Raw genomic sequence first — 20,979 nt, 5'->3', positions numbered from 1 at the left:
CTGGAATCAGTGCCCCCGCACATTCCGCCGTTCGTGACAAAGCCGTCATCCCTCCCACTCCGCACTACGTGCGTCGCGGATGGGTCTGCCAGGGAAACCAATGGTTTTGCCCGCGCAGCGGGGGCCCTCGGCTGCGCCTCGGCGATGCGCCGAAACAACCAGTGGTTTTTGAACGGGGTTTCGGCGCGCGTAGCGCCGCCGGAAGAATGACGGCCTTGTCACTACCGCGGAATGTGCGGGAGCAGGGATTCCAGATGCACCACTACCTCATGCAGACAGAGGGACCCGCTTAAGAGTTGGCGGTTTTAGCTGTCTTCTTTGCCTACTTTCTTTGCAGCAGCAAAGAAAGTAGGTGCCGCCCCGCACAGGGGCAACGCTAATAGACCGACAAGACAACAAGGAAAGGCCAACAAAGCACGATAAGGAAAAGCCCCCAACCCCGCGGCCCGCGCTCACCCTTTAACCCGCTTCCCTTCAACATCCGGCAACAAAACAGTCAGCACCCCAATCAACGGCAAAAACGAACAAACCTTATAAACAAACGCAATACTGGTAGCGTCAGCGAGTTCCCCAAGCACCGCGGCGCCCACGCCGCCAAGCCCAAAGGCAAAACCAAAGAACAACCCAGCCACCATCCCAACCTTCCCAGGAATCAACTCCTGCGCATAAACAAGAATCGCCGAGAACGCCGAGGCGAGCACCACCCCAATAACAACCGTCAGCACACCAGTCCAGAACAGATTCGCATACGGCAACAGCAGCGTAAAAGGCGCGACGCCAAGAATCGACACCCAGATCACGTACTTGCGCCCGATCTTGTCGCCGATCGGCCCGCCGATCACCGTCCCCGCCGCGACCGCCGCGAGGAACACGAACAGATGGATCTGCGCGGCCTGCACCGACAGATGGAACCTGTCGATCAGATAGAACGTGAAATAGCTATTGATGCTGGCGAGATAGAAGTACTTGGAGAACACCAGCAACACCAGCACGCTCATCGCCAGGATGATCTCGTTACGCGGCAGCGTCACATGCGCGCCCTGGCCGCGCGCCTTCCTGACCGACGGATGACGCTTGTACCAGCGGCCGATCTGCGTGAGCACGACGATCGCGACGAGCGCCGCCGCCGAGAACCACGCGATGCTGCGTTGCCCGTGCGGAATCACGATCAGCGCGGCGAGCAGCGGCCCGAGCGACGAACCCGCATTGCCGCCGACCTGGAACAACGACTGCGCGAGACCGTGACGGCCGCCCGAGGCCATCCGCGCGACTCGCGACGACTCCGGATGGAACACCGATGATCCGCAGCCGACCAGCGCCGCGGCGACCAGCAGCACGCCGAAGTTCGGCGCGACCGACATCAGCAGCAGCCCGGCCAGCGTGAAGCCCATGCCGACCGGCAGCGAGTACGGCTTCGGATGTTTGTCGGTATAGCTGCCGACGAGCGGCTGCAGCAGCGACGCGGTGATCTGGTAGGTCAGCGTGATCAGACCGATCTGCTCGAACGACAACGAGAAGTTGTCCTTGAACATCGGGTAGATGGCGAGGATCAGCGACTGGATCATGTCGTTGAGCAGGTGCGAAAAGCTGATCGCACCGAGCACGGAATACACCGTGCGCTGGACCTTGGCGGCCGCCGGCGCAGCGGCGGCCGGAGACGTGCTCGTCCCCGTGGTGGATGCGCCGGCAAGGGCGCTTTTATCGAGGCTCGTTTCCATGCGCTAGAAAAAAAGATCGGGAAAACGGTGGAATGAAAGATCGGCACCGAAAACCTGTGCGGGCAGCACGCCTCGTAGGCGCGTTCCGCGAAGCACTGCGGCGTTTCGTCGCGGCAACCGCCGTTTTGAATATTTAGCCGAAGTTTAATGTGGCCGGAGCGAATTGTAAGGACAAGTTTTGTCGCGAATCGGACAAGGGGGCGGATGACTTTCATTCGACGGTGAAAGGACGAATCGTCAGCTCTTTGCCTGAAGAAACTTTTTTTGGCGAGTTTTTGGCCACGGTATAAAGCGCTCGCGATTGCGCGGCTCACGAAGCGGCGCGTCGAACATGGAGCCGGGAACGGCAAGCGGCGCACGACCCGCCGCGGCCTGCACAAGCGAAATTCAAGATCGCGGGGCAGGCTGCCGTAGACCCGGAGAGATAAGTGGTGATGCCGGAACCGACCGTCCGGCGCGTCGACATGTGGGGACGGGGATTATGAAAGCAGTGGCACACAGCGCAGCGGCAACGAAGTTCAACGGCCTGTCGGTCAAGGCGACGCTGCGGATCGCGTTTGCGATTCTGCTCGCCGGCACGCTGCTGATCGGCGTGTTTTCGCTGCTGCAGATCGGCCGGCTGAACGCGTCCGCGCAATCGATCTACGACCAGGGCCACGTCGCGAGCCGCGCCGCCGAGGAAGCGCGCGGCCACATGCTGCGCGCGAGCCGCGCGCAAAAGATGCTGCTCACCGCGACCACGGCGAAGGAGCGCGACGAACTCGGGGCCGACATCGAGCGCGGCCTCGCGGGTCTCAACGAGCAACTGCGCACGCTCCAGCAGTACGTCGATAAGTCGGACGCGAAGGCGGTCGGCGTGCAGAAGGCGTTCGCCGCGGCGGTCGCGGCATGGAGCAGTCATCTGCGCGACTTCGTCACGCTCGTGAAAGCGCAGCCGCTCGATCTGTCGCAGATGAACTGGCAGGTCGGCACGCAGGACGTGTCGCTGCTCGTCGAAACCGGCAAGCTCGAAAAGCTCGTCGACGAACTCGTCGCGCAGCGCGGCACGGCCGCGAAGGCGACAATCGACGCGTCCGGCTTCATCTATCACTCGTCGTTCGTGATGATCGCGGTGATGACGCTCGCGCTGATCGTGCTCGCGTTCGGCATCGCCGCGTGGGTCGTGCGGCGGCTCACCGCGCAGCTCGGCGGCGAGCCCGCGTACGCCACGGAGATCGCGCGCCGCATCGCCGCGGGCGATCTGTCGAACCGCATCGCGCTCGGCGGCAAGGACCGTGCGAGCATGCTGTTCGCGCTGTCCGACATGCAAAGCGGACTCGCGACGACGGTTGCCGACATCGCGTCGAGCGCCGATGCGATTGCGACCGCGTCCGGGCAGATTTCGATGGGCAATCTCGATCTGTCGCAGCGTACCGAGCAGCAGGCGCTCGCGCTCGAGCGCACCGCGAGCAGCATGGAGCAGCTGACCTCGACGGTGCGTCAGAACGCCGACAACGCAAAGCAGGCGAGCACGCTCGCGAACAACGCGTCGGCGATCGCCGAGCAGGGCGGCGCGGTCGTGAGCCGCGTGGTCGCGACGATGAACGACATCAACGACAGCTCGCGCAGCATCGGCGACATCATCGGTGTGATCGAGGGGATCGCGTTCCAGACCAACATCCTCGCGTTGAACGCGGCCGTCGAGGCGGCGCGCGCGGGCGAGGAGGGGCGCGGCTTTTCGGTGGTCGCGGCGGAAGTGCGCAATCTCGCGCAGCGCAGCGCGGCGGCCGCGAAGGAGATCAAGGGCTTGATCCAGACTTCGGTCGAGCGCGTGAGCAACGGCTCGACGCTCGCCGCGGACGCTGGTCAGACGATGGACGAAGTCGTGAAGGCGGTGAAGCGCGTGACCGACATCATGGGCGAGATTTCGGCGGCGTCGTCCGAGCAGAGCGCCGGTATCGAGGCGATCAGTCTCGCGGTCACGCAGATGGACTCGGGCACGCAGCAGAACGCCGCGCTGGTGGAGGAGGCCACCGCCGCGGCCCGCTCGCTCGACGATCAGGCGCGCGGGCTGAAGGCGATGGTGGGGCAGTTCAGGCTATAAAAGGCGGCGCGGGCGTCAGCTCGCGTTGGCCAACGAGGAGCCGGAGCCTGTCCCCGGCCGCACCACCACCGTGCAGGTCGTGCCCGCCGCCAGCATCACGTCGGGCGGCACCGAGTCGATCCGCACGCGCACCGGCACGCGCTGCGCGAGGCGCACCCAGTTGAAGGTCGGATTCACGTCCGCGAGCAGTTCGTGGCTTTGCGGATTGTCGCGGTCGTAGATGCCGCGCGAGATGCTCTCCACGTGGCCTTGCAGCGTGCCGCCGCTCATCAGCCGCACTTCGGCCTGATCGCCGACGCGCACGTGCGGAAGCTTGGTTTCCTCGAAGTAGCCATACACCCAGAACGAGTGACTATCGACGATCGCGAGCTTCGCCGCGCCCGCGCTCGCATAGTCACCGCGGAACACGGAGAGGTTCGTCACGTAACCGTCGACCGGCGACACCACGCGCGTGCGCTCGAGGTTCAGCTTCGCGGCGTCGAGCGCGGCGAGTGCCTGCTGATAGGCGGCATCGGCGGCGGACGCGGTATGCGTCGCGTTTTCGCGGCTTTCCTTCGACACCACCTGCGAATCCATGTCGGCACGCCGTTGCGCGTCATCGCGCTTCATCTGCAATTCGGCCTTGCGCGCGGCAACGGCGGCCTGCGCCTGCTCGACCGCGATCTGGTAATGCGACGGATCGATCTGCATCAGCAGGTCGCCCTTCTTCACGAACTGGTTGTCCTTGACCGGCAGATCGACGATCGCCCCCGACACGTCCGGCGCGACGTTGACGATCTCGGCGCGCACGCGGCCGTCGCGGGTCCACGGTTCGTCCATGTAGTGGACCCACAGCACGCGGCCAATCACGATCGCGACGATGAAAATGACGGCTGTCGCGATGAAGCCCACAAGATTTCGGATGGTCATGTTTCGACTCTGATCAACGATAAACGGCGAGGCCGAGAAGGCCGCACACGGACACGAGCAAGCTGGCCCGGAACAGGGAGGGGTGCCACACCACGCGATAGAGGCCCGTATAGGCGATCACGCGATCGACGAGCCAGGTCAGCGCGGCGCCCGCGATGAACAGCAGCACAATGGCCGGCACATAGGCATCGAGCACGGCGATATCACGCGGCATGAGGAACTCCTTTTTCTTCTGATGCGTCCGCGCGCGCGCCGATCGCCGAGGCAAGCGGCGACTGCGGATCGAGCAGCGCGGTACGGATGAAATGCAGTTGACTGAGGATGCGCAATAGCTGATGGCGTTCTTCACGCGATGGCGTGAAGTCGGCCATTAGCTGCTGCACTTGCGCGATCGCATCGGCGGTCGCCGCGAGCGCGCGCGCGAAGTGCTGCCGCCGCGGCCGCTCGAACAGCGCCGCGAGCGCATCGCGCAGCGCGCGCAGCGCGACGCGCCACGGTGCCGCTTTGTGGTAGCGCGGCTCGTTGGGCAGCGTCGCGATTTCGCGGCGCAGGTCGATCACCGCGTTGCCGACCTCCAACACCGAAAACAGCCAGCGCAGCGTGTCGCGCTTCGTTTCGGGCTCGTTCTGCGACAGCGCGTTGATCTGGAACATCAGATCGCGCGCGCCGCTTTCGAAGCGCGAGCGCACGCGTGCCAGACCCGCGCGGCCGGCCAGCACCACCTGGCGCCGCAGGTCGACGAGCAGGCGGTTGCGCAGCCACGGCGTCGACGGCGGCAGCAGCACCGCGAACGCGATCGACGACACCAGCATCGACAGCACCAGCGCGAGCGCGTCGTTCATGAACGCGCTCGGGTCGTAGTGAACCACGTTGTCGGGGCCGGCGAGGAAGCAGAAGAAGATGCAGTAGCCGACGCCGTAGCCCGCGAGCGTCGGACGCGTGGTCATCAACACGCCGAGCAGCAGGAACGGCGTGAGCGCGACGCACAGCATCACGAAGCCGTCGATGTGCGGATACACGCCGAACACCGCGATCATGCCCATCAGCGTCGCGAGCACGGTGCCGCCGGCCATCTGGAACGCGGTGCGCTTCGGATCCGGCGACGCCGACGCGAGCGCGCACACGGCCGCCGCGTCCAACGTCAATGTCGAGCCGCTCGGCCACGCGGTGGCGATCCAGAACGCCCCGAGCACCATCATCACGATGGCCGCGCGCAGGCCCGCGACGCCGGCCGCGATCGCGTTGGTTTTCGGCTCGTAGCGCTCGATCCAGCGTTCGCGCGCGTGCGTGTCGACGGCGAGCGACGCGTAGGTCGCCGCGTACGCATGCAGGTCGTCGATGAAGCGGTACAGCAGCTCGGCGCCCGTGTCGAAATCGAGCAACGGCGCGTCGGGGTACGTTTCGAGCTCGCCGCGCGTCGCGCGCACGCGTTTGGGCAACTCGCTTCTGTAGGTGTCGAGCTGGGCCGCGGCGTGCGCGGCGTCGGCCGCGCTCAGCACCGGCTCGCCCGACTTCGCGAGCAACGGCGCGATCTGGTTGAAGTACGGTTCGAGCGCGGCGATTGCGATCGCCGCGCCGTGCGTGCCGCTGTCGCGCAGACGGTTCATCAGCTGATGCAGCGCGTGAAAGCGCGTCGACGCGGTCATGAACTCGCTGTTCAGACGCGCGAGGCGCCCGCCGCGCATCCTCGAATCGGGGCCTTCGAACACGGCGATGCTGCGCGCGGCCTCGAAGCCGACGATGTCGGCGACGAAGCGCGCATTGGTCGCCTCGGTCTGGGCGCGGTCGTTGCGCCCGGCAAGCGACGCCGACACGTACTCGACGAACGCCGAGAAGCGCGCACGCACGGTGCCGCGCATCTGCAGGCCGGCGAACTGCGGAAACACGAGGCCGCTGACCGCGCCCGCGCAGATGATGCCGATCACCACTTCCGCGACCCGCGTGAGCGCGCTCAGGAACGCGCCGTCCGGATGCTGCGAAGCGGGGATGCCGATCAGCGCGGCCGTGTAGCCCGCCAGCACGAAGCCGTACGAACGGAAGTTGCGATTGCGCGCGGCGCCGGCGGTGCAGATGCCGACCCAGATCGCGGTCGTGACGAGGAACAGCTCGGGCTGCTGCGCGAACAGTCCGATCAGCGCGAGCATCACGACGAGACCGACCAGCGTGCCGCAGATCCGGTAGAAGCTCTTCGCGAACACTGCGCCGCTTTGCGGCTGCATCACGATGAACACGGTGGTCATCGCGGTGCGCGGCTGCGGCAGATCGAGCTTCATCGCGATGCCGAGCGCGAGGAAGCACGCGGCGAGCGACTTGAACAGATAGATCCATACGAGGCCGTCGGTGCGCGCCCAGTGGGCGGCGGCTTCGTAGAGCGCGGCGAACGAGGCGGGGCGCGCGCTCGACGGGGAGGGCGAGGAGGACATGGCCTTCCTTACTCGGACGCGGGCGCGTTCGGGGCGCGCGAGGCGGTGGTGGCGGCGGTGATGGCGGCGTTGGTCCTGGCGTTGGCATCTGCTGTTGCCGTGTCGCTACTCGCCGCGCCGCTCTTGCTCTCGCCGCTGCCCTTGCCATGCGCCGGCAACGTTTCGTTATCCCGCGGACCGTTGGCCGGATCGTCGAGACCGCCGCCGAGCGCCGTCATCAACGACGCATGCGCGCCGAGCCGCTCGGCCTGCACTTTGGCGACGCCTTCCTGCGCGCGCAGCAACTGGTTTTGCGCGACCAGCACGTTCAGATAGTCGGTCAAGCCGCGCCGGTAGCCTTCGCGCGACAGCTCGTAGTTCCTGCGCGCGGCGGCGACCGAGCGGTCGGCGTCGTCGGCCTGGGTGGTCAGCGAACGGATGCGAATCACCTGGTCGGAGATGTCCTTCAGCGCGCCCACGATCGACTGGTTGTAGCGCTCGATGGCCTCGTCGTAGCCCGCCGACGCCGCGCCGAGCTGCGAGCGCAGCCGGCCGCCGTCGAAGATCGGCAGCGTCAGCGCGGGACCCACGCTCCAGCTATGCGACGGACTCTTCAGGAACTGGAACAGCGGCCCCATCGCCGCATAGCCGCCGATCGACGCGAGCAGGTTGATGTCCGGATAGAACCCGGCCTTGGCGACGTCGATGCCGCGCGCCTGCGCGGCGACCGTCCAGCGTGCCGCGACCACGTCGGGCCGGTGGCCGATCAGATCCGCGGGCAGCGCGGCCGGCAGACCAGCGGGCGCGGCGAGGGACAGCGCCGGGCGCTGGATCGCGTCGCCGGCGCCCGGACCCTTGCCCGCGAGCGCGGCCAACTGATTGCGGCCGAGCGCGATCTTCTCCTCGATCGCGTCGATCTGGCGCTCGTACTCGGGCATCGGCGTCTCGGCCTGGCTCACTTCGAGCTGCGTGCCGATGCCGCCCTTCAGGCGCCGGTTCGCGAGGTCGACGATCTGCTGCTGTTGCTGCAGCGTGGCCTTCGCGATGTCGAGCAACGCGTAGTTCAGCGACATCTCGATATAGGTGCGCACGACGTTCGCCTGCAGTTCGAGCTGAGCGGCGCGCGCGTCGGCGGCGCTGGCGTGCGCGAGGTCGAGCGCGCGCTCGGCGGCGTTCTTGTCCTTGCCCCAGAAATCGAGGTGATACGCGAGGCCGAGCGTGCCGGTGTTGTTCCACGACTGCTCGCCGGCGAGCGGCCCCGGACCGTAGAACACGTTGTCGGCCCACTGCTGGCGCTGGATCGACAGGCTGCCGTTGACTTGCGGCGCGAGCGCCGCACGCGCGACGCCGGCCATCGACGCCGCTTCGCGCACGCGCGCCTGGGCGACCGCGAGACTGGGATTGCCGGCTTGCGCGTCCGCGATCCACCGGTCCAGCTGCGGATCGTCATAGGCGCGCCACCAGTCGGCGGCGGGCCACTGCGCATCGGCGTTGGCGGCGCGGATTGCGTTGCCCGCATCGAGCGACGCAGGATTGATCGTGTGCGTTTGCGGCGCGACGCCTCCGGTACTTGCGCATCCGGCGATTGTTAATAGGATCGTAAGAACCGCGACTGCGGCGATCCCTTTGGGTACCGGGGACTGCACGATTTCCTCCAAATTTGACTATAGAAGCTTGTGTGCAATTATATTTTTTGATCGATTGCGGAATAACCGGTAAAGATGCAAGGCATTTTTACCCGACATGAGATAATCGCCATTGCTGTTCGTGTAACAATCGCTGCCGATTTCTGAGGATAGGTATGGACACGCTTCAAAACATGCGCGTTTTCGTCCGCGTCGTCGAAGCGGGCAGCTTCACGGGCGCCGCGCAGCATCTGAATACGACGACGGCCTATGCGTCGCGCGCGGTTTCCGATCTGGAAGCGCATCTGCGCACACGGCTTTTGAACCGGACCACGCGCCGCATCGCGCTGACTGAAGCTGGCGAGCGCTATCTGCAGCGCTGCGAGCAGATTCTCGCGTACGTGGATCAGGCGGAGGCCGAGGCGAGCGACGCGCACGCGCGTCCGTCCGGCAAGCTGAAGGTTCACGCGATGACGAGCTTCGGCCAGCACTACGTGGTGCCGGCCGTGGGCCGTTACCAGCAGCGCTACCCGGACGTGCATATCGAACTGACGCTCGCGCAGCGCATGCCTGATCTGCTCGACGAAGGCTTCGACGTCTCCCTGACGCTCGCGACCGGCCTGCCGGATTCGGGGCTCGTGTCGCAGCGCCTTGGCAGCGCGTTCAGCATTGCATGCGCGTCGCCGGCGTACCTCGAACGGCGCGGCGTGCCGCAAACGCCTGCGGACCTCGCGCAGCACGCCTGCCTGCAGATGGTGACGCCGGTGAATCCGCCGGACAAATGGACCTTCGACGGCCCGAACGGCGAGGAAACCGTCTCGCTCGGCGCGGCGACGTTCCAGGTGAACGTGGCCGAGGCGATGGTCGTGGCCGTCGCCCAGGGCATGGGCGTAGCGCTGATTCCGATCTACTCGGCGATCAGCCGTTTGCGCAGCGGCGAACTGCTGTGGCTGATGCCCGAGTACACGTCGCAGCAGATGAATCTGTATGCGCTGTATCCGTCGCGGCAGTATCTCGATGCGAAGATCCGCACGTGGGTTGAATTCCTGCGCGACGAGTTGCCTTCGACGCTGGCGGCGGATCAGGAGGAGTTGCGGCAGTTCGCGCGGACCTGAACGGTCTGCTCGTCATGCATTGACGTTCGAGCGGCACGCGGAGTGGGCACGCGGCGTGACAGCCTGTTACACACGCGCCACGTCGCAACATTTCTTTACTTCTGCCGCGCAGTCGATTTGTTAACGTGTCGTTCACGCATCGCCGCTCTGGCCGGACGCGCTGGATTCGCCGCCGTTCGGCGCCTCGCAACCACTGAAGGACGACACATCCATGGATACGCACCTGATGATCGGCTTGGCCGTCATGTTTGGACTGATCGGCGTCGCCGCGTCGCGCGATCTGCTGCGCCGCATGCGCGAACAGCAGCCGCAGCTCGTGCCGGTCGAGGTCGAGTCACAGGATGCGCCGCGGCGCGAGCGGTGAGCGGCGGCGGGTTGATCTGATGCAAGAGGCCCGCTAGCACGCGCTAGATCTCGACGACCTTGTCCCACGCAAACAGCGGATTTTCCCACTGGCGCGTGCGCCGGTCGAAATAGCCGCGCGGATTGCACACGACGCGGGTGCCGTCCACCACGTAGTCGAACGACGTATGCGTGTGGCCATGAATCCACAATGCGACAGGCGCGCGCACGAGCTCGGGCAGATGGTTGACGAAGCCCGCCGACACGCGGTCTTCGGCAAAACGCCCGGCCAGGCTCAGCCGATGCGGCGCGTGATGCGTGACCACGATCGTTTGGCCGGCGAACGGTTTGGCAAGCTCGCTTTCGAGCCACGCGCGCGCATGCTGGTGCAGCGCGAGCGAATCGGCGGGCGTGAAGTCGCGCGCGGCGTCGCGCGGGTCGTGCGGCCAGTTCATCTGGATCAGCCCGCGATAGTCGAGCATGACCCGGCGCGCGGCGACGATCGATTCCTCGATTGCATCCGGCGTCGCGCCATACAGCGCGAAGTCGGTCCACAACGTCGTGCCGAGCACGCGCCAGCGGCCCTGGCTGTCGACCAGCGCGGCGTTGTTCAGCACATGCACGTTGTCGACCTGCGCGGCCGCGTCGAGCATCGCGCTCTCCAGCGCGCCGAATTCACCGTCGTAGTACTCGTGATTGCCCGGCACGTAGACGACCGGCACCGCGTCGTCGAACGCCTGCGCGGCCCAGCGCGGGCCGGCCGCATGATTGTGGATGTCGCCCGCCAGCACCACGAGATCCGCCTGCGCATGCGGGATCAGTTCAGGCTCGTCGTTTTCCAGATGCAGATCGGACAGCACGCGAATCTTCACGGACGCGACTCCTGCAAAACGCCTGCACGCCGGATCGCGCAGGCTTCAGACACTAGCGTAGCACCTTGCCCGGATTCATCAGGTTCAGCGGATCGAGCGCCTGCTTGATCGCGCGCATCATCCGCACCTCGACGTCCTGCTTGTAGCGGGCGGCTTCGTCGATCTTCAACTGGCCGAGTCCGTGTTCCGCGCTGATGCTGCCGCGATGCGCATCGACGCTGTCGTAGACGATCCGGTTGATCGGGCTCTGGTACTGCCGCAGAAACGCCTTCGCATCGACGCCCTCGGGCGCCTGCACGTTGTAGTGCAGATTGCCGTCGCCGAGATGGCCGAACGTGACCATGCGCGCGCCCGGCGCGGCTTGCGCGATTGCCGCATCGGTCGCTTCGATGAAGTGGCCGACGCGTGAAATCGGCACCGCGATGTCGTGCTTGATGTTCAGGCCCTCCGCGGCCTGGGCGAGCGGAATGTGCTCGCGCAGATTCCAGAACGCTCGAGACTGCGCGAGGTTTTCCGCCACCACGGCGTCTTCCACGAGACCTTGTTCGAGCGCGGTTTCCATCAGCCCCTCGAACAGCGTGCGCGCGTGCACTTCGCTTTCGCTGTCCGACAGTTCGAGCAGCACGACCTGCGCATGTGGTTCGGCGAACGGATAACGCATCTGCTCGAAATGCCGGCCGACGAGGCGCAGGCAGAAATCCGACATCAGTTCGAAGCCGGTCAGGAGCGGCCCGGCGACGCGTTGCGTGAGCGCGAGAAAATCGAGCGTCGCATGCGGCGACGCGAGCGCGGCGAGCGCGGTGACGCGCGCGGCCGGCTGCGGATGCAGCTTGAGCACCGCCGCGGTGATCAGGCCGAGCGTGCCTTCCGCGCCGATGAACAGGTCGCGCAGATCGTAGCCGGTGTTGTCCTTGCGCAGCCCGCGCAGGCCGTCCCACAGTTCGCCTTGCGGCGTCACCACTTCGAGGCCGAGGCATAGCTCGCGCGTGTTGCCATAGCGCAGCACGCCGGTGCCGCCCGCATTGGTCGACAGATTGCCGCCGATCGTGCAGCTGCCTTCGGCGGCGAGGCTCAGCGGAAACAGACGCCCGGCTGCTTCGGCGTGCTTCTGCACGTCGGCGAGGATCACGCCGGCTTCGACCGTGATCGTGTTGTTGTGCGGATCGATGTCGCGCACGCGATTCAGGCGGCGCAGGCTGATGACCGCCTGCGCGCCGCTCGCGTCGGGTGTCGCGCCGCCCGCGAGGCCGGTATTGCCGCCCTGCGGCACCAGCGCGACGCAATGTTCGACCGCAAGCCTGACGAGCGCGGCGGCTTCCGCGGACGTGGCCGGGCACAACACCGCGCAGGCCGCGCCGGTGTAGCGGCGGCGCCAGTCGGTCAGAAAGGGAGCGGTGTCGTGCGGATCGGTCAGTACGTAAGTCGCGCCGATGGCGTCGCGGCAGGCGGCGAGAAAAGCGGTGTGGGTCATATAGATCGGTTGACGGTGTTGGGGCCTGGGCGTCAGGCGGGCGGGGTCGGTTCGCTGGCGGCTTGCTTTGTAGCCTGCTTTGCAGCCTGCTTCGCGGCTCGTTTCGCCGCGCGCTTGAACGGTCCGACATACGCGAGTGCGCAGGTGAAGAAGATCATGGCGAGCGCCGCTTGAAGCCAGCCGAGCCGCGCGCTCAAGCCATGATCGCTCCAGCCACGCACGACGCCTTCGGCGAAATACAGCAGGATCAGCATCGACGCCCATTGCATCGTGTAAAGCCGACGTCGCCACACGCCCGGCAACGCGGAGAGTAGCGGCAACGCTTTCAGCACGAGCAGCGAGCCGCCAGAGCGCAACGGCGCGAGCCACCATTCCCATGCGACGGCAAGCACGATCATCGAGACCAGTGTGAAAGCGGCGACGAGCGCGGCGGCAGCTTTGGGTTGCACGGGCACGACGGTTGTAGATGCCGGCGCGTTGGCCGCGAGGCTTGCGGGCGCCGCGTTCGCGTGGCCCCCGGAGTTCGTGGCCGCGAGTTCAGCGCCACCCGCGTCACGACGGGCGTCGTCGCGTTCGGTGGGTTGCGGATCCGGTTCGTTCACGGCTTTACGCTCACGGCCTTTCGGACATCGACGCCGCCGTGCGCGCAACGCGCGCACCAAGCGCAATCGCCAGCGTCCGTTCGTCGGCGGAGATGCCATGGCCGGTCGTGCCCGCGCGCGCGTAATGCGACGCGCCGTACGGCGTGCCGCCGGTCTGCGTGGTGGACAGCGCGCTCTCCGTGTATGGAATGCCGACGATCAGCATGCCGTGATGGAGCAGCGGCAGCATCATCGACAGCAGCGTGGATTCCTGGCCGCCGTGCAGGCTGCCGGTCGACGTGAACACGCAGGCCGGCTTGCCCGACAGTGCACCGGATAGCCACTGCGGCGTGGTGCCGTCGAGAAAGTATTTGAGCGCGGCCGCCATGTTGCCGAAGCGGGTCGGCGAACCGAGCGCGAGGCCCGTGCATTCTTCGAGGTCGCGCAGCTCGACGTACGGTGGTCCTTCGGTGGGAATGTCCGGCTCGCTCGCCTCGCAAACCGTGGAAACCGCCGGCACGGTGCGCACGCGCGCCTGCATGCCGGGGACGCTGTCGACGCCGTGCGCGATCGCCAGCGCAAGCTCGCGGGTGGCGCCGTGACGGCTGTAATAAAGCACGAGAATGTCTTTCATAGGCCTCATCATTGAACGGGTATTATAGGGGTTCGGTCAGTTGCACAGGCCGCTCATAGCCGTTCGGCCAGGAGCTTCGGCCAAACGCCGCGCGGAGTTCCCGCAGGCCCGGTCTGACGGTTCGGCAAGCAAGGAGGCAGGTTTGTTGGTTAGGGTGCGTTTCGATCTCGACACGCTCAAACGGCTCGCGCAATTCGCGGCGCAACGCATCGGCGAAGACCGGATTCCGCAGGTCGCGGGCAGCCTGACGTTCACGACGTTGCTCGCGCTCGTGCCGCTCGCCACCGTCGCGTTTGCGCTGTTCACCGCGTTTCCGATCTTCAGCTCGTTCCAGGCGTCGCTGCAGTTTTTTCTTGCCGACCACCTGATGCCCGCGCAACTGAACGATCAGATCTTCAAGTATCTGAACCAGTTCGCATCGAAGGCCAAAGGGCTGACCACGATCGGCATGATCATCCTGTTCGTCACCGCGGTGATGACGATGATGACCGTCGAGTCCGCGTTCAATGTGATCTGGCGCGTGCGCAAGGCGCGGCCCGTCGCGCAGCGCATTCTCGTGTACTGGGCGATCATCACGCTCGGTCCGATCCTGATCGGCGTGAGCCTGTCCATCTCGTCGTATGTGTTCACGCAATCGATGTCGTTTAGCGCCGCGCAGCGCATCACACCGCTGATCGAATGGGCGCTCGCGAGCGCCTCGCTGCCGTTCACGATGCTCGCGTTCACGATCCTTTACGTTTATCTGCCGAACTGCCGTGTCGAATGGCGCGACGCGGTGGTCGGCGGCGTGATCGCCGCGGTCGCGTTCGAGCTCGCCAAGCGCGGCTTCGGCTACTACGTGCGCCGTATTCCGACCTATACGGCGGTGTACGGCGCGTTCGCAGCGGTGCCGCTGTTCCTGGTGTGGATGTACCTGTGCTGGTTCATCACGCTGACCGGCGCGATGATCGCATCGGCGTTGCCGGCGATTCGCATCGGTCAGTTTCACCGCCCCGTGTTCTATGGCAGCAATCTGTTCGATTCGCTCGAATTGCTCGCGCGGCTGTGCGAAGCGCGTGAGGGCGGCAGACGCGGCTACACGATGCCCGAGCTTGCCCGGATGCTTCGCCGCGACAAGGATACGACGCTGATGCTGTTGCAGCGTCTCGAGGAGATCGAGTGGATCGCGCGGCTGGAGGAGGACCATACCGGCCCCCACTTCGTGCTCCTCGCGAACCCGGCGCAGGTGACCGTGCAGCGGCTGTACGACCTGTTCGTGATCGACCGCGCGGAGCTTACGTATCAGCTCGAACTCGACTCCACGCGCGTGGACGGCGGCATGCTGCTCGCCGCGCTCGACAGCGACCAGCTGAAGGTGACGCTCGCCGCGTTGCTCACCTCGCGCGCGGCGGCACGGGCGGCGCGACCCGGCGATGGCGAGCGCGCGGCGGCTTCGATGCCGCACCAGGCAGCGTGATAGGGTGGCCAGACTTCGGGCCGCCCCGATAAAACTACAACGAAATCTTCCCCACGCAGATGTCCTTGAACATCACCCAGTCGCCCATCAGGCTGTAAAACGGATGACGGAAGGTGGCAGGCCGGTTCTTTTCGAAGAAGAAATGGCCGACCCACGCAAAGCCGTAGCCGCACACCACGGCCGCCGGCAACCATAGCCAGTCGCCGGTGGCGAGCGCCATCGCGAGGCAGCCAATGACGCCGAGCGAGCCGACGAAATGCAGCCGCCGCGACACGAGATTGCGATGCTCGCTCAGGTAGTACGGATAAAACTCCGCGAAGTTCGCGAAGTGATCGGTATGTGCTGTATGAGCCATGACGGCCTCCGGAGGCTGAAAAAGACAGCTTCGATCATTCTCCGGCGATCGCCTGCCTGGCGCAACCTGGCCATTCGGCAGATGGCGCGGCGGGTTCGGCGTGGGTATCGTGGTCGTTCGGTAGTGATTCGGTGGCGATTCGCAACGGCATTCCCGACGGCATTCCCGACGGCCGCCCGCGGAGCACCGAGGCGCGCGGCGAGCGGCCATCGCGCGCCCCTTCAGCCCGCTTTGTGCGGCGGCCGCGAAGCGAAGTCGTACAGCGCATCGAGCGTCGCGTCGGGTTGCTCGGTCATCAACGCGTGGCCCGCATCGAGCCTGACGGTGTCGACCGGCGTGCCCGCCTGCGCGAGCGCATCGGCAAGCGCTTTCGCCGCGCGCGGCGGCGTCATCGCATCGCGCCGGCCAACGATCAGGCGCGTGGCGCAACGCACCTGCGCCGCACGAGCGTGGCCGTCCGCATAGGTATGGCAGGCGGTGAAGTCGGTGTGGAACAGATGCGGCTCGCCGCTGGCGGACACGTGCTCCATCAGCCGCTGGTTCATGCCGTGCAGCCAGAAACCGGGGCCGGGGCACGAGGGCTTCGCGGCGAGCGTCGAATGCGACCACTGGTTGACCATGCCGATTGCCTCGGGCTCGCGATTGAGCGCGGCGTCGAGCAGCGCGTCGGAGACCGTCATCGGCAGCGCGGTGGCGAGCAGCGCAAGATGCGTTGCGCGCTGCGGATAGCGGCCGGCGAAGTCGAGCGCGATCAGCGAGCCCATGCTGTGACCGGCGACGAACGCACGCGTGACGCCCACGGCGTCGAGCAACGCGGCGAGCCAGTCGGCCAGCGCGGCGATGCTGGCGAGCGCGGGGCCGGCGCTGCGTCGGTGGCCCGGCAGATCGACCGCGAGCACGCCGAAGCCGTGATGCGCGAAGTAGCGGCTTTGCAGCGCCCACACGCTGTGATCGTGCTCGGCACCGTGGATGAACACGGCGGTTGGCAGGCTCGCGTCGAAGGGTTTGCCGCCGGTGTAGGCGTAGGCCGGTTTGCCTTGAACGGTGACGATCATGCGGACTCCGGGCGGGCGGGGGTGCTCGTGGCGGCGGGCGCGGCAGTGGCGGTCTGTTGTGAGGCGCTGCTCGGCGTTGCGGTACGACCGCCGCTCGCCGGTTGCGCGGTTTTTTGCGCGGCCTTCAGCGCGCCCTTGAGATCGTCGATCAGGTCATCCGGATCTTCGAGCCCGATCGACAGACGGATCGTGCCTTCGGTGATACCGGCCGCGGCGAGCGCGGCGGCATCCATGCGGAAGTGCGTCGTCGATGCCGGGTGAATCACCAGCGAGCGCGCGTCGCCGACGTTCGCGAGGTGCGAGAAGAGCGTGAGCGCTTCGATGAAGGCGCGCCCGGCCGCGCGGTCGCCGCGCAGGTTGAAGCTGAACACGGCGCCGGCGCCGCGCGGTAGCAGCCGCCTGGAGAGCGCGTGGTCGGGATGCGTCGGCAACTCGGGATAGGCGACCGATTCGACCGCCGCATGACCGGCGAGAAACTCGACCACGCGCCGTGTGTTGACGACGTGACGCTCCATGCGCAACGGCAGTGTCTCGATGCCTTGCAGCAGCTGCCACGCGGCCTGCGGATGCAGGCACGCGCCGAAGTCGCGCAAGCCTTCCCGACGCGCGCGCAGCAGAAACGGCGCGACGGTGCTTTCCTCGGCGAATACCATGCCGTGGAAACCGTCGTACGGCTCGGTGAATTCGGGAAAGCGGCCGGAAGCCTCGAAGTCGAACGTGCCGCCGTCGACCAGCACCCCGCCGATCGTCGTGCCGTGGCCGCCGAGAAACTTGGTCGCCGAGTGGTAGACGAGGTCGGCGCCGTGCTCGAAGGGGCGCAGCAGGTAGGGCGTCGTGAAGGTCGAGTCGACCAGCAACGGCAGGCGGTGCGCGTGCGCGATCTGTGCGAGCGCGGCGATGTCGAGCACGTCGAGGCCCGGATTGCCGAGCGTTTCGCCGAATAGCAGGCGCGTGTTGGGGCGCAGCGCGGCGCGCCACGCGTCGAGGTCGCCGGGCTTGACGAAGGTCGTCTCAATACCGAAGCGTCGCAGCGTGTAATGCAGCAGATTGTGCGAGCCGCCGTACAGGGCGCTCGACGCGACGATGTGCGAACCCGCGCCCATCAGCGTCGCGATCGCCAGATGCAGCGCGGCCTGGCCGCTCGCGGTGCCGATCGCGCCGGCGCCGTTTTCGAGCGCGGCGACGCGCTCCTCGAACACGGCGACGGTCGGATTCGAGATGCGCGAGTAGACGTGGCCGGCGCGCTCCATGTTGAACAGCGCGGCGGCATGATCCGAGTCGCGGAACGAAAACGACGTGGTCTGGTAGATCGGCGTCGCGCGCGCGCCGGTGGCAGGGTCGGGGGCAGCGCCGGCGTGCAGCGCAAGCGTATCGAAACGGTTGGCGGACATCGTGGGCGGCGGGCCGCGAGCGGCCTCGCGAAAGATCGGGGTGGGCGGCCATCCTACCATTGGCGCGCGCCGCTTCAAGCGCGGTTTTCCCGCGGGTTCGTGCGGCTCGTGCCGGGAGCGGGGCATGCTCGCAAGCTGGAAGTCAGACGAATTCGAGTCTCCGAAGCCCGCCGCGCCTTGGCTGGCGGGCCGCTTTCCTTTTATGGGCCTTTCCGATAGGATCGAAAAAACATTTCATGCACTGCAAGATTGGCGGTATCAGGAGATAGATCATGCGAGTCAGCGACATTCTTAAAGTCAAGGGCAATACCCTTTTTACGGTCACGCCGGATACCACGCTGCATGACGCCGTCAATACCATGGCCGAGCACGACATCGGCTCGCTCGTCGTGATGGAGTACGGCGACCTCGTCGGCATGCTGACGTTTCGCGAAATCATTCTGACCTTGAGCGAGAACGGCGGCAGCGTCGGCACCTCGACGATCCGCAAGGTGATGGACGACCATCCGCTCACCTGCACGCCCGAAACCGACGTCAACGAAGTGCGCCGCATGATGCTCGAGCATCACGTGCGCTATCTGCCCGTCATGGAAAGTCGCACGCTGATGGGCGTCATCTCGTTTTACGACGTCGCGAAGGCGGTGGTCGAGGAGCAGGGGTTCGAGAACCGAATGCTGAAGGCCTATATCCGCGACTGGCCGGAAGAGCAGGAAGGACAGGACCAGCAGCCGGCGCGTTGATGCGCGTGGCTCGAAGGTCGCGCTCCGGCCGTCGCCGCGAGCGCGAACCCGCCGACAGGGCGCGCGCGCAAGCGGGCGCTTTTTTTGTGTCTGGAACTGGTGCGGGCGGATTGCGGGAGCCGCGTGCGCGAGTCGCGGCGATCCGCTTGCCGGCCGTGCCGCCCGCTTCATCGCCATTTTTCCGCGCCGTTCTCCTGACTTCATGAACGATCGTCCGTTGCCCGCCGCCCGCCGCGCCGCTCGCGCGCACGAAGCGCACGAATCCCAGTTCCGCCTGCTCGGCCAGCGCCGCTTCGCGCCGTTCTTCTGGACACAGTTTCTCGGCGCGATGAACGACAACGTGTTCAAGATCGGCTTCACGTCGCTCGTCACGTATCAGGCGGCGCGGTTTTCGGGCGTCGACCCGAAAACCGCTGCGTTCCTGATCTCCGCGATTTTCATTCTGCCTTTCGTGCTGTTTTCGGCCACTTCCGGCCAGATCGCGGACAAGTACGACAAAGCGTTGCTCACGCGCCTCGTCAAGACTTTCGAGATCGCGGTGATGCTGGTCGGCGGCGCGGGGTTCTGGCTGCATGGCGCGCCGTTGCTGTACCTGTGCACTTTCCTGATGGGCGTGCATTCGACGGTATTCGGGCCGGTCAAGTACTCGTATCTGCCGCAGCATCTGTCGCAGGCGGAGCTGGTCGGCGGCAACGGCATGGTCGAGATGGGCACTTTCGTCGCGATCCTGATCGGCACGATCGTCGGCGGCGCGGGCGCGGGGTTCGCCGAGCATGGCGCGGTGGTGCTCGCTTGCGCGTGTATCGCGATCGCGCTGATCGGGCGCGCCGTGTCGGGCTTCGTGCCGGCTACGCCCGCGCCGCAGCCCGGGTTGCGCATCAACTGGAACCCGGTCAGCGAAACGTGGCGCAATCTGAAGCTCGCGCACGAAAACCGCACGGTGTTTCTTGGTCTGCTCGGCATTTCGTGGCTGTGGTTCGTCGGCGCGACGTTCCTCGCGTCGTTCTTCAACTTCGCGAAGGACGTGCTGTCCGCCGATCCCGACGTCGTGACCGTGCTGCTCGCCACGTTTTCGATCGGCATCGGCATCGGCTCGCTGTTGTGCGAACGGCTCTCGAAGCGGCGGATCGAAGTCGGCCTCGTGCCGCTCGGCTCGATTGGCATGAGCGTGTTCGCGATCGATCTTTTTTTCGCGAGCCACGCGCTGCCGCCGGCGGGGCATCTGCTCAGCGTTGGCGAATTTCTCGCGCGGCTAGCGCATTGGCGCGTGCTCGCCGATCTGTTCCTGCTCGCGATGTTCGGCGGCTTTTACAGCGTGCCGCTGTATGCGCTGATCCAGAGTCGTAGTCAGCCGAGCCATCGCGCGCGCATCATCGCCGCGAACAACATCCTCAATTCGCTGTTCATGATCGTGTCGGCGCTGATGGCGGTGGGCCTGACCGCCGCGGGCTTCAGTATTCCGGCGATCTTCCTCGTCACCGCGCTTCTTAATGTGGTCGTCGCGGGCTACATCTATTCGCTCGTGCCCGAGTTCCTGCTGCGCTTCATCGCGTGGCTGCTCGTGCATACGTTCTACCGGATCCGGCTCGTGCACGCGGAGCGGATTCCGGAGCAGGGCGCGGCGGTGCTCGTGTGCAACCACGTCAGTTTCGTCGATGCGATCGTCATCATGGCCGAAAGCCCGCGGCCGATCCGCTTCGTGATGGACCACCAGATCTTCCGCTCGCCGTTCGTCGGCTGGCTGTTCCGGCACGCGAAGGCGATTCCGATCGCGTCCGCGCATCAGGACGCGGCGCTGCTCGCGCGTGCGTACGACCTGTGCGCGCAGGCGCTCGCGGACGGCGAACTCGTCTGCATCTTTCCCGAAGGGAAGCTGACGCGTACCGGCGAGCTGAATCCGTTTCGCCACGGCGTCGCCGAGATCGTCAGGCGGACGCCGGCGCCCGTCATTCCGATGGCGTTGCGCGGGCTGTGGGGCAGCGTGTTTTCGCGCGCGGTGGACGCAACCTGGCCGCGGCCGATCAGCAAAGGTGTGATGAGCCGGCTGAGCCTCGCCGTCGGCGAGCCGATCGACCCGGCGCTCGCGACGCCGGAGACACTGCAGCGGATCGTGACCGATCTGCGCGGCGCCCGCAAATAGTCGTGGGCCGGTGCGCGGACGCCGAGATGGCGAGCTCGCCCACCATCACCCGCTTTCGGCCGAGTGCGCCCTGGCCGATCGGCCATCGCC

The 20,979-nt window shown here is 66.2% G+C and carries 18 protein-coding genes; 6 read left to right on the top strand and 12 right to left on the bottom strand.

What is annotated here, in order from left to right; all coding sequences use genetic code 11:
• Positions 1-452: 452 nt before the first annotated feature.
• Positions 453-1,718, bottom strand: a complete 1,266-nt coding sequence (locus OKW28_RS29580; protein WP_429450878.1) for an MFS transporter — start codon at positions 1,716-1,718, stop codon at positions 453-455.
• A 481-nt stretch (positions 1,719-2,199) separates the two neighbouring features.
• Between OKW28_RS29580 and OKW28_RS29575 the strand changes: the two genes are divergently transcribed.
• Complete coding sequence (locus OKW28_RS29575) at positions 2,200-3,801, top strand: methyl-accepting chemotaxis protein (RefSeq protein ID WP_429450876.1); 1,602 nt, start codon at positions 2,200-2,202, stop codon at positions 3,799-3,801.
• Positions 3,802-3,816: 15 nt separating this feature from the next.
• On the opposite strand, the gene OKW28_RS29570 is transcribed toward OKW28_RS29575, so the two are convergent.
• Genes OKW28_RS29570 through OKW28_RS29555 form a run of 4 tightly spaced genes read right to left on the bottom strand, consistent with a single transcriptional unit; the run spans position 3,817 to position 8,758 of the window.
• A complete protein-coding gene (locus OKW28_RS29570) occupies positions 3,817-4,710 on the bottom strand; it encodes an efflux RND transporter periplasmic adaptor subunit (protein WP_429293571.1) in 894 nt (297 codons plus the stop codon).
• A 13-nt stretch (positions 4,711-4,723) separates the two neighbouring features.
• Positions 4,724-4,924, bottom strand: a complete 201-nt coding sequence (locus OKW28_RS29565) for a DUF1656 domain-containing protein (protein WP_018421177.1) — start codon at positions 4,922-4,924, stop codon at positions 4,724-4,726.
• Complete coding sequence (locus OKW28_RS29560; protein ID WP_429450875.1) at positions 4,914-7,133, bottom strand: FUSC family protein; 2,220 nt, start codon at positions 7,131-7,133, stop codon at positions 4,914-4,916. Before OKW28_RS29560 ends, OKW28_RS29565 begins: the two co-directional genes overlap by 11 nt.
• Positions 7,134-7,141: 8 nt before the next feature.
• Positions 7,142-8,758 (bottom strand): efflux transporter outer membrane subunit, encoded by a 1,617-nt coding sequence (locus tag OKW28_RS29555; protein ID WP_429450873.1) that lies wholly within the window; start codon positions 8,756-8,758, stop codon positions 7,142-7,144.
• Between the two features lie 155 nt (positions 8,759-8,913).
• Here OKW28_RS29555 and OKW28_RS29550 point away from each other — a divergent pair, with 155 nt between their 5' ends.
• On the top strand, positions 8,914-9,852 hold the full coding sequence (locus OKW28_RS29550) for a LysR family transcriptional regulator (protein WP_429450871.1): 939 nt from the start codon (positions 8,914-8,916) through the stop codon (positions 9,850-9,852).
• 211 nt (positions 9,853-10,063) lie between these two features.
• Complete coding sequence (locus tag OKW28_RS29545; protein WP_167544144.1) at positions 10,064-10,216, top strand: hypothetical protein; 153 nt, start codon at positions 10,064-10,066, stop codon at positions 10,214-10,216.
• A gap of 43 nt (positions 10,217-10,259) precedes the next feature.
• Here OKW28_RS29545 and OKW28_RS29540 read toward each other — a convergent pair whose 3' ends face one another.
• The 4 genes from OKW28_RS29540 to wrbA are packed head-to-tail and all read right to left on the bottom strand — an operon-like array spanning position 10,260 to position 13,752.
• Complete coding sequence (locus tag OKW28_RS29540) at positions 10,260-11,066, bottom strand: metallophosphoesterase (RefSeq protein ID WP_184021786.1); 807 nt, start codon at positions 11,064-11,066, stop codon at positions 10,260-10,262.
• A 52-nt stretch (positions 11,067-11,118) separates the two neighbouring features.
• Positions 11,119-12,537 carry an FAD-binding oxidoreductase gene (locus OKW28_RS29535; protein ID WP_429450869.1) on the bottom strand — a complete coding sequence of 473 codons (1,419 nt, stop codon included), beginning with the start codon at positions 12,535-12,537 and terminating at the stop codon, positions 11,119-11,121.
• Between the two features lie 32 nt (positions 12,538-12,569).
• A complete protein-coding gene (locus OKW28_RS29530; protein WP_429450867.1) occupies positions 12,570-13,139 on the bottom strand; it encodes a DUF2069 domain-containing protein in 570 nt (189 codons plus the stop codon).
• A gap of 10 nt (positions 13,140-13,149) precedes the next feature.
• Positions 13,150-13,752, bottom strand: coding sequence for an NAD(P)H:quinone oxidoreductase (gene wrbA, locus OKW28_RS29525; RefSeq protein ID WP_429450865.1), 603 nt, complete (start codon positions 13,750-13,752; stop codon positions 13,150-13,152).
• Between the two features lie 142 nt (positions 13,753-13,894).
• Here wrbA and OKW28_RS29520 point away from each other — a divergent pair, with 142 nt between their 5' ends.
• A complete protein-coding gene (locus tag OKW28_RS29520; protein WP_429450863.1) occupies positions 13,895-15,208 on the top strand; it encodes a YihY family inner membrane protein in 1,314 nt (437 codons plus the stop codon).
• A gap of 34 nt (positions 15,209-15,242) precedes the next feature.
• Here OKW28_RS29520 and OKW28_RS29515 read toward each other — a convergent pair whose 3' ends face one another.
• The 3 genes from OKW28_RS29515 to OKW28_RS29505 all read right to left on the bottom strand — a co-directional run bounded on the left by OKW28_RS29515 (position 15,243) and on the right by OKW28_RS29505 (position 18,009).
• On the bottom strand, positions 15,243-15,563 hold the full coding sequence (locus OKW28_RS29515; RefSeq protein ID WP_184006183.1) for an Mpo1-like protein: 321 nt from the start codon (positions 15,561-15,563) through the stop codon (positions 15,243-15,245).
• A gap of 221 nt (positions 15,564-15,784) precedes the next feature.
• On the bottom strand, positions 15,785-16,618 hold the full coding sequence (locus OKW28_RS29510) for an alpha/beta fold hydrolase (RefSeq protein ID WP_429450861.1): 834 nt from the start codon (positions 16,616-16,618) through the stop codon (positions 15,785-15,787).
• Positions 16,615-18,009, bottom strand: coding sequence for an O-acetylhomoserine aminocarboxypropyltransferase (locus tag OKW28_RS29505; protein ID WP_429450860.1), 1,395 nt, complete (start codon positions 18,007-18,009; stop codon positions 16,615-16,617). Before OKW28_RS29505 ends, OKW28_RS29510 begins: the two co-directional genes overlap by 4 nt.
• Positions 18,010-18,281: 272 nt before the next feature.
• Between OKW28_RS29505 and OKW28_RS29500 the strand changes: the two genes are divergently transcribed.
• Together OKW28_RS29500 and OKW28_RS29495 are read left to right on the top strand one after the other, a co-directional pair.
• Positions 18,282-18,749 (top strand): CBS domain-containing protein, encoded by a 468-nt coding sequence (locus OKW28_RS29500; RefSeq protein WP_018421164.1) that lies wholly within the window; start codon positions 18,282-18,284, stop codon positions 18,747-18,749.
• 202 nt (positions 18,750-18,951) lie between these two features.
• Entirely contained in the window at positions 18,952-20,889 is a 1,938-nt protein-coding gene (locus OKW28_RS29495) for an MFS transporter (RefSeq protein WP_429450858.1), read from the top strand.
• The last annotated feature ends 90 nt before the right edge of the window (positions 20,890-20,979 follow it).

Source organism: Paraburkholderia sp. 40 (assembly GCF_050434105.1).
Classification (GTDB): domain Bacteria; phylum Pseudomonadota; class Gammaproteobacteria; order Burkholderiales; family Burkholderiaceae; genus Paraburkholderia; species Paraburkholderia tuberum.
The sequence above is the reverse complement of the archived record's forward strand: the minus strand, read 5'-3'. Positions and strand labels throughout refer to the sequence as shown.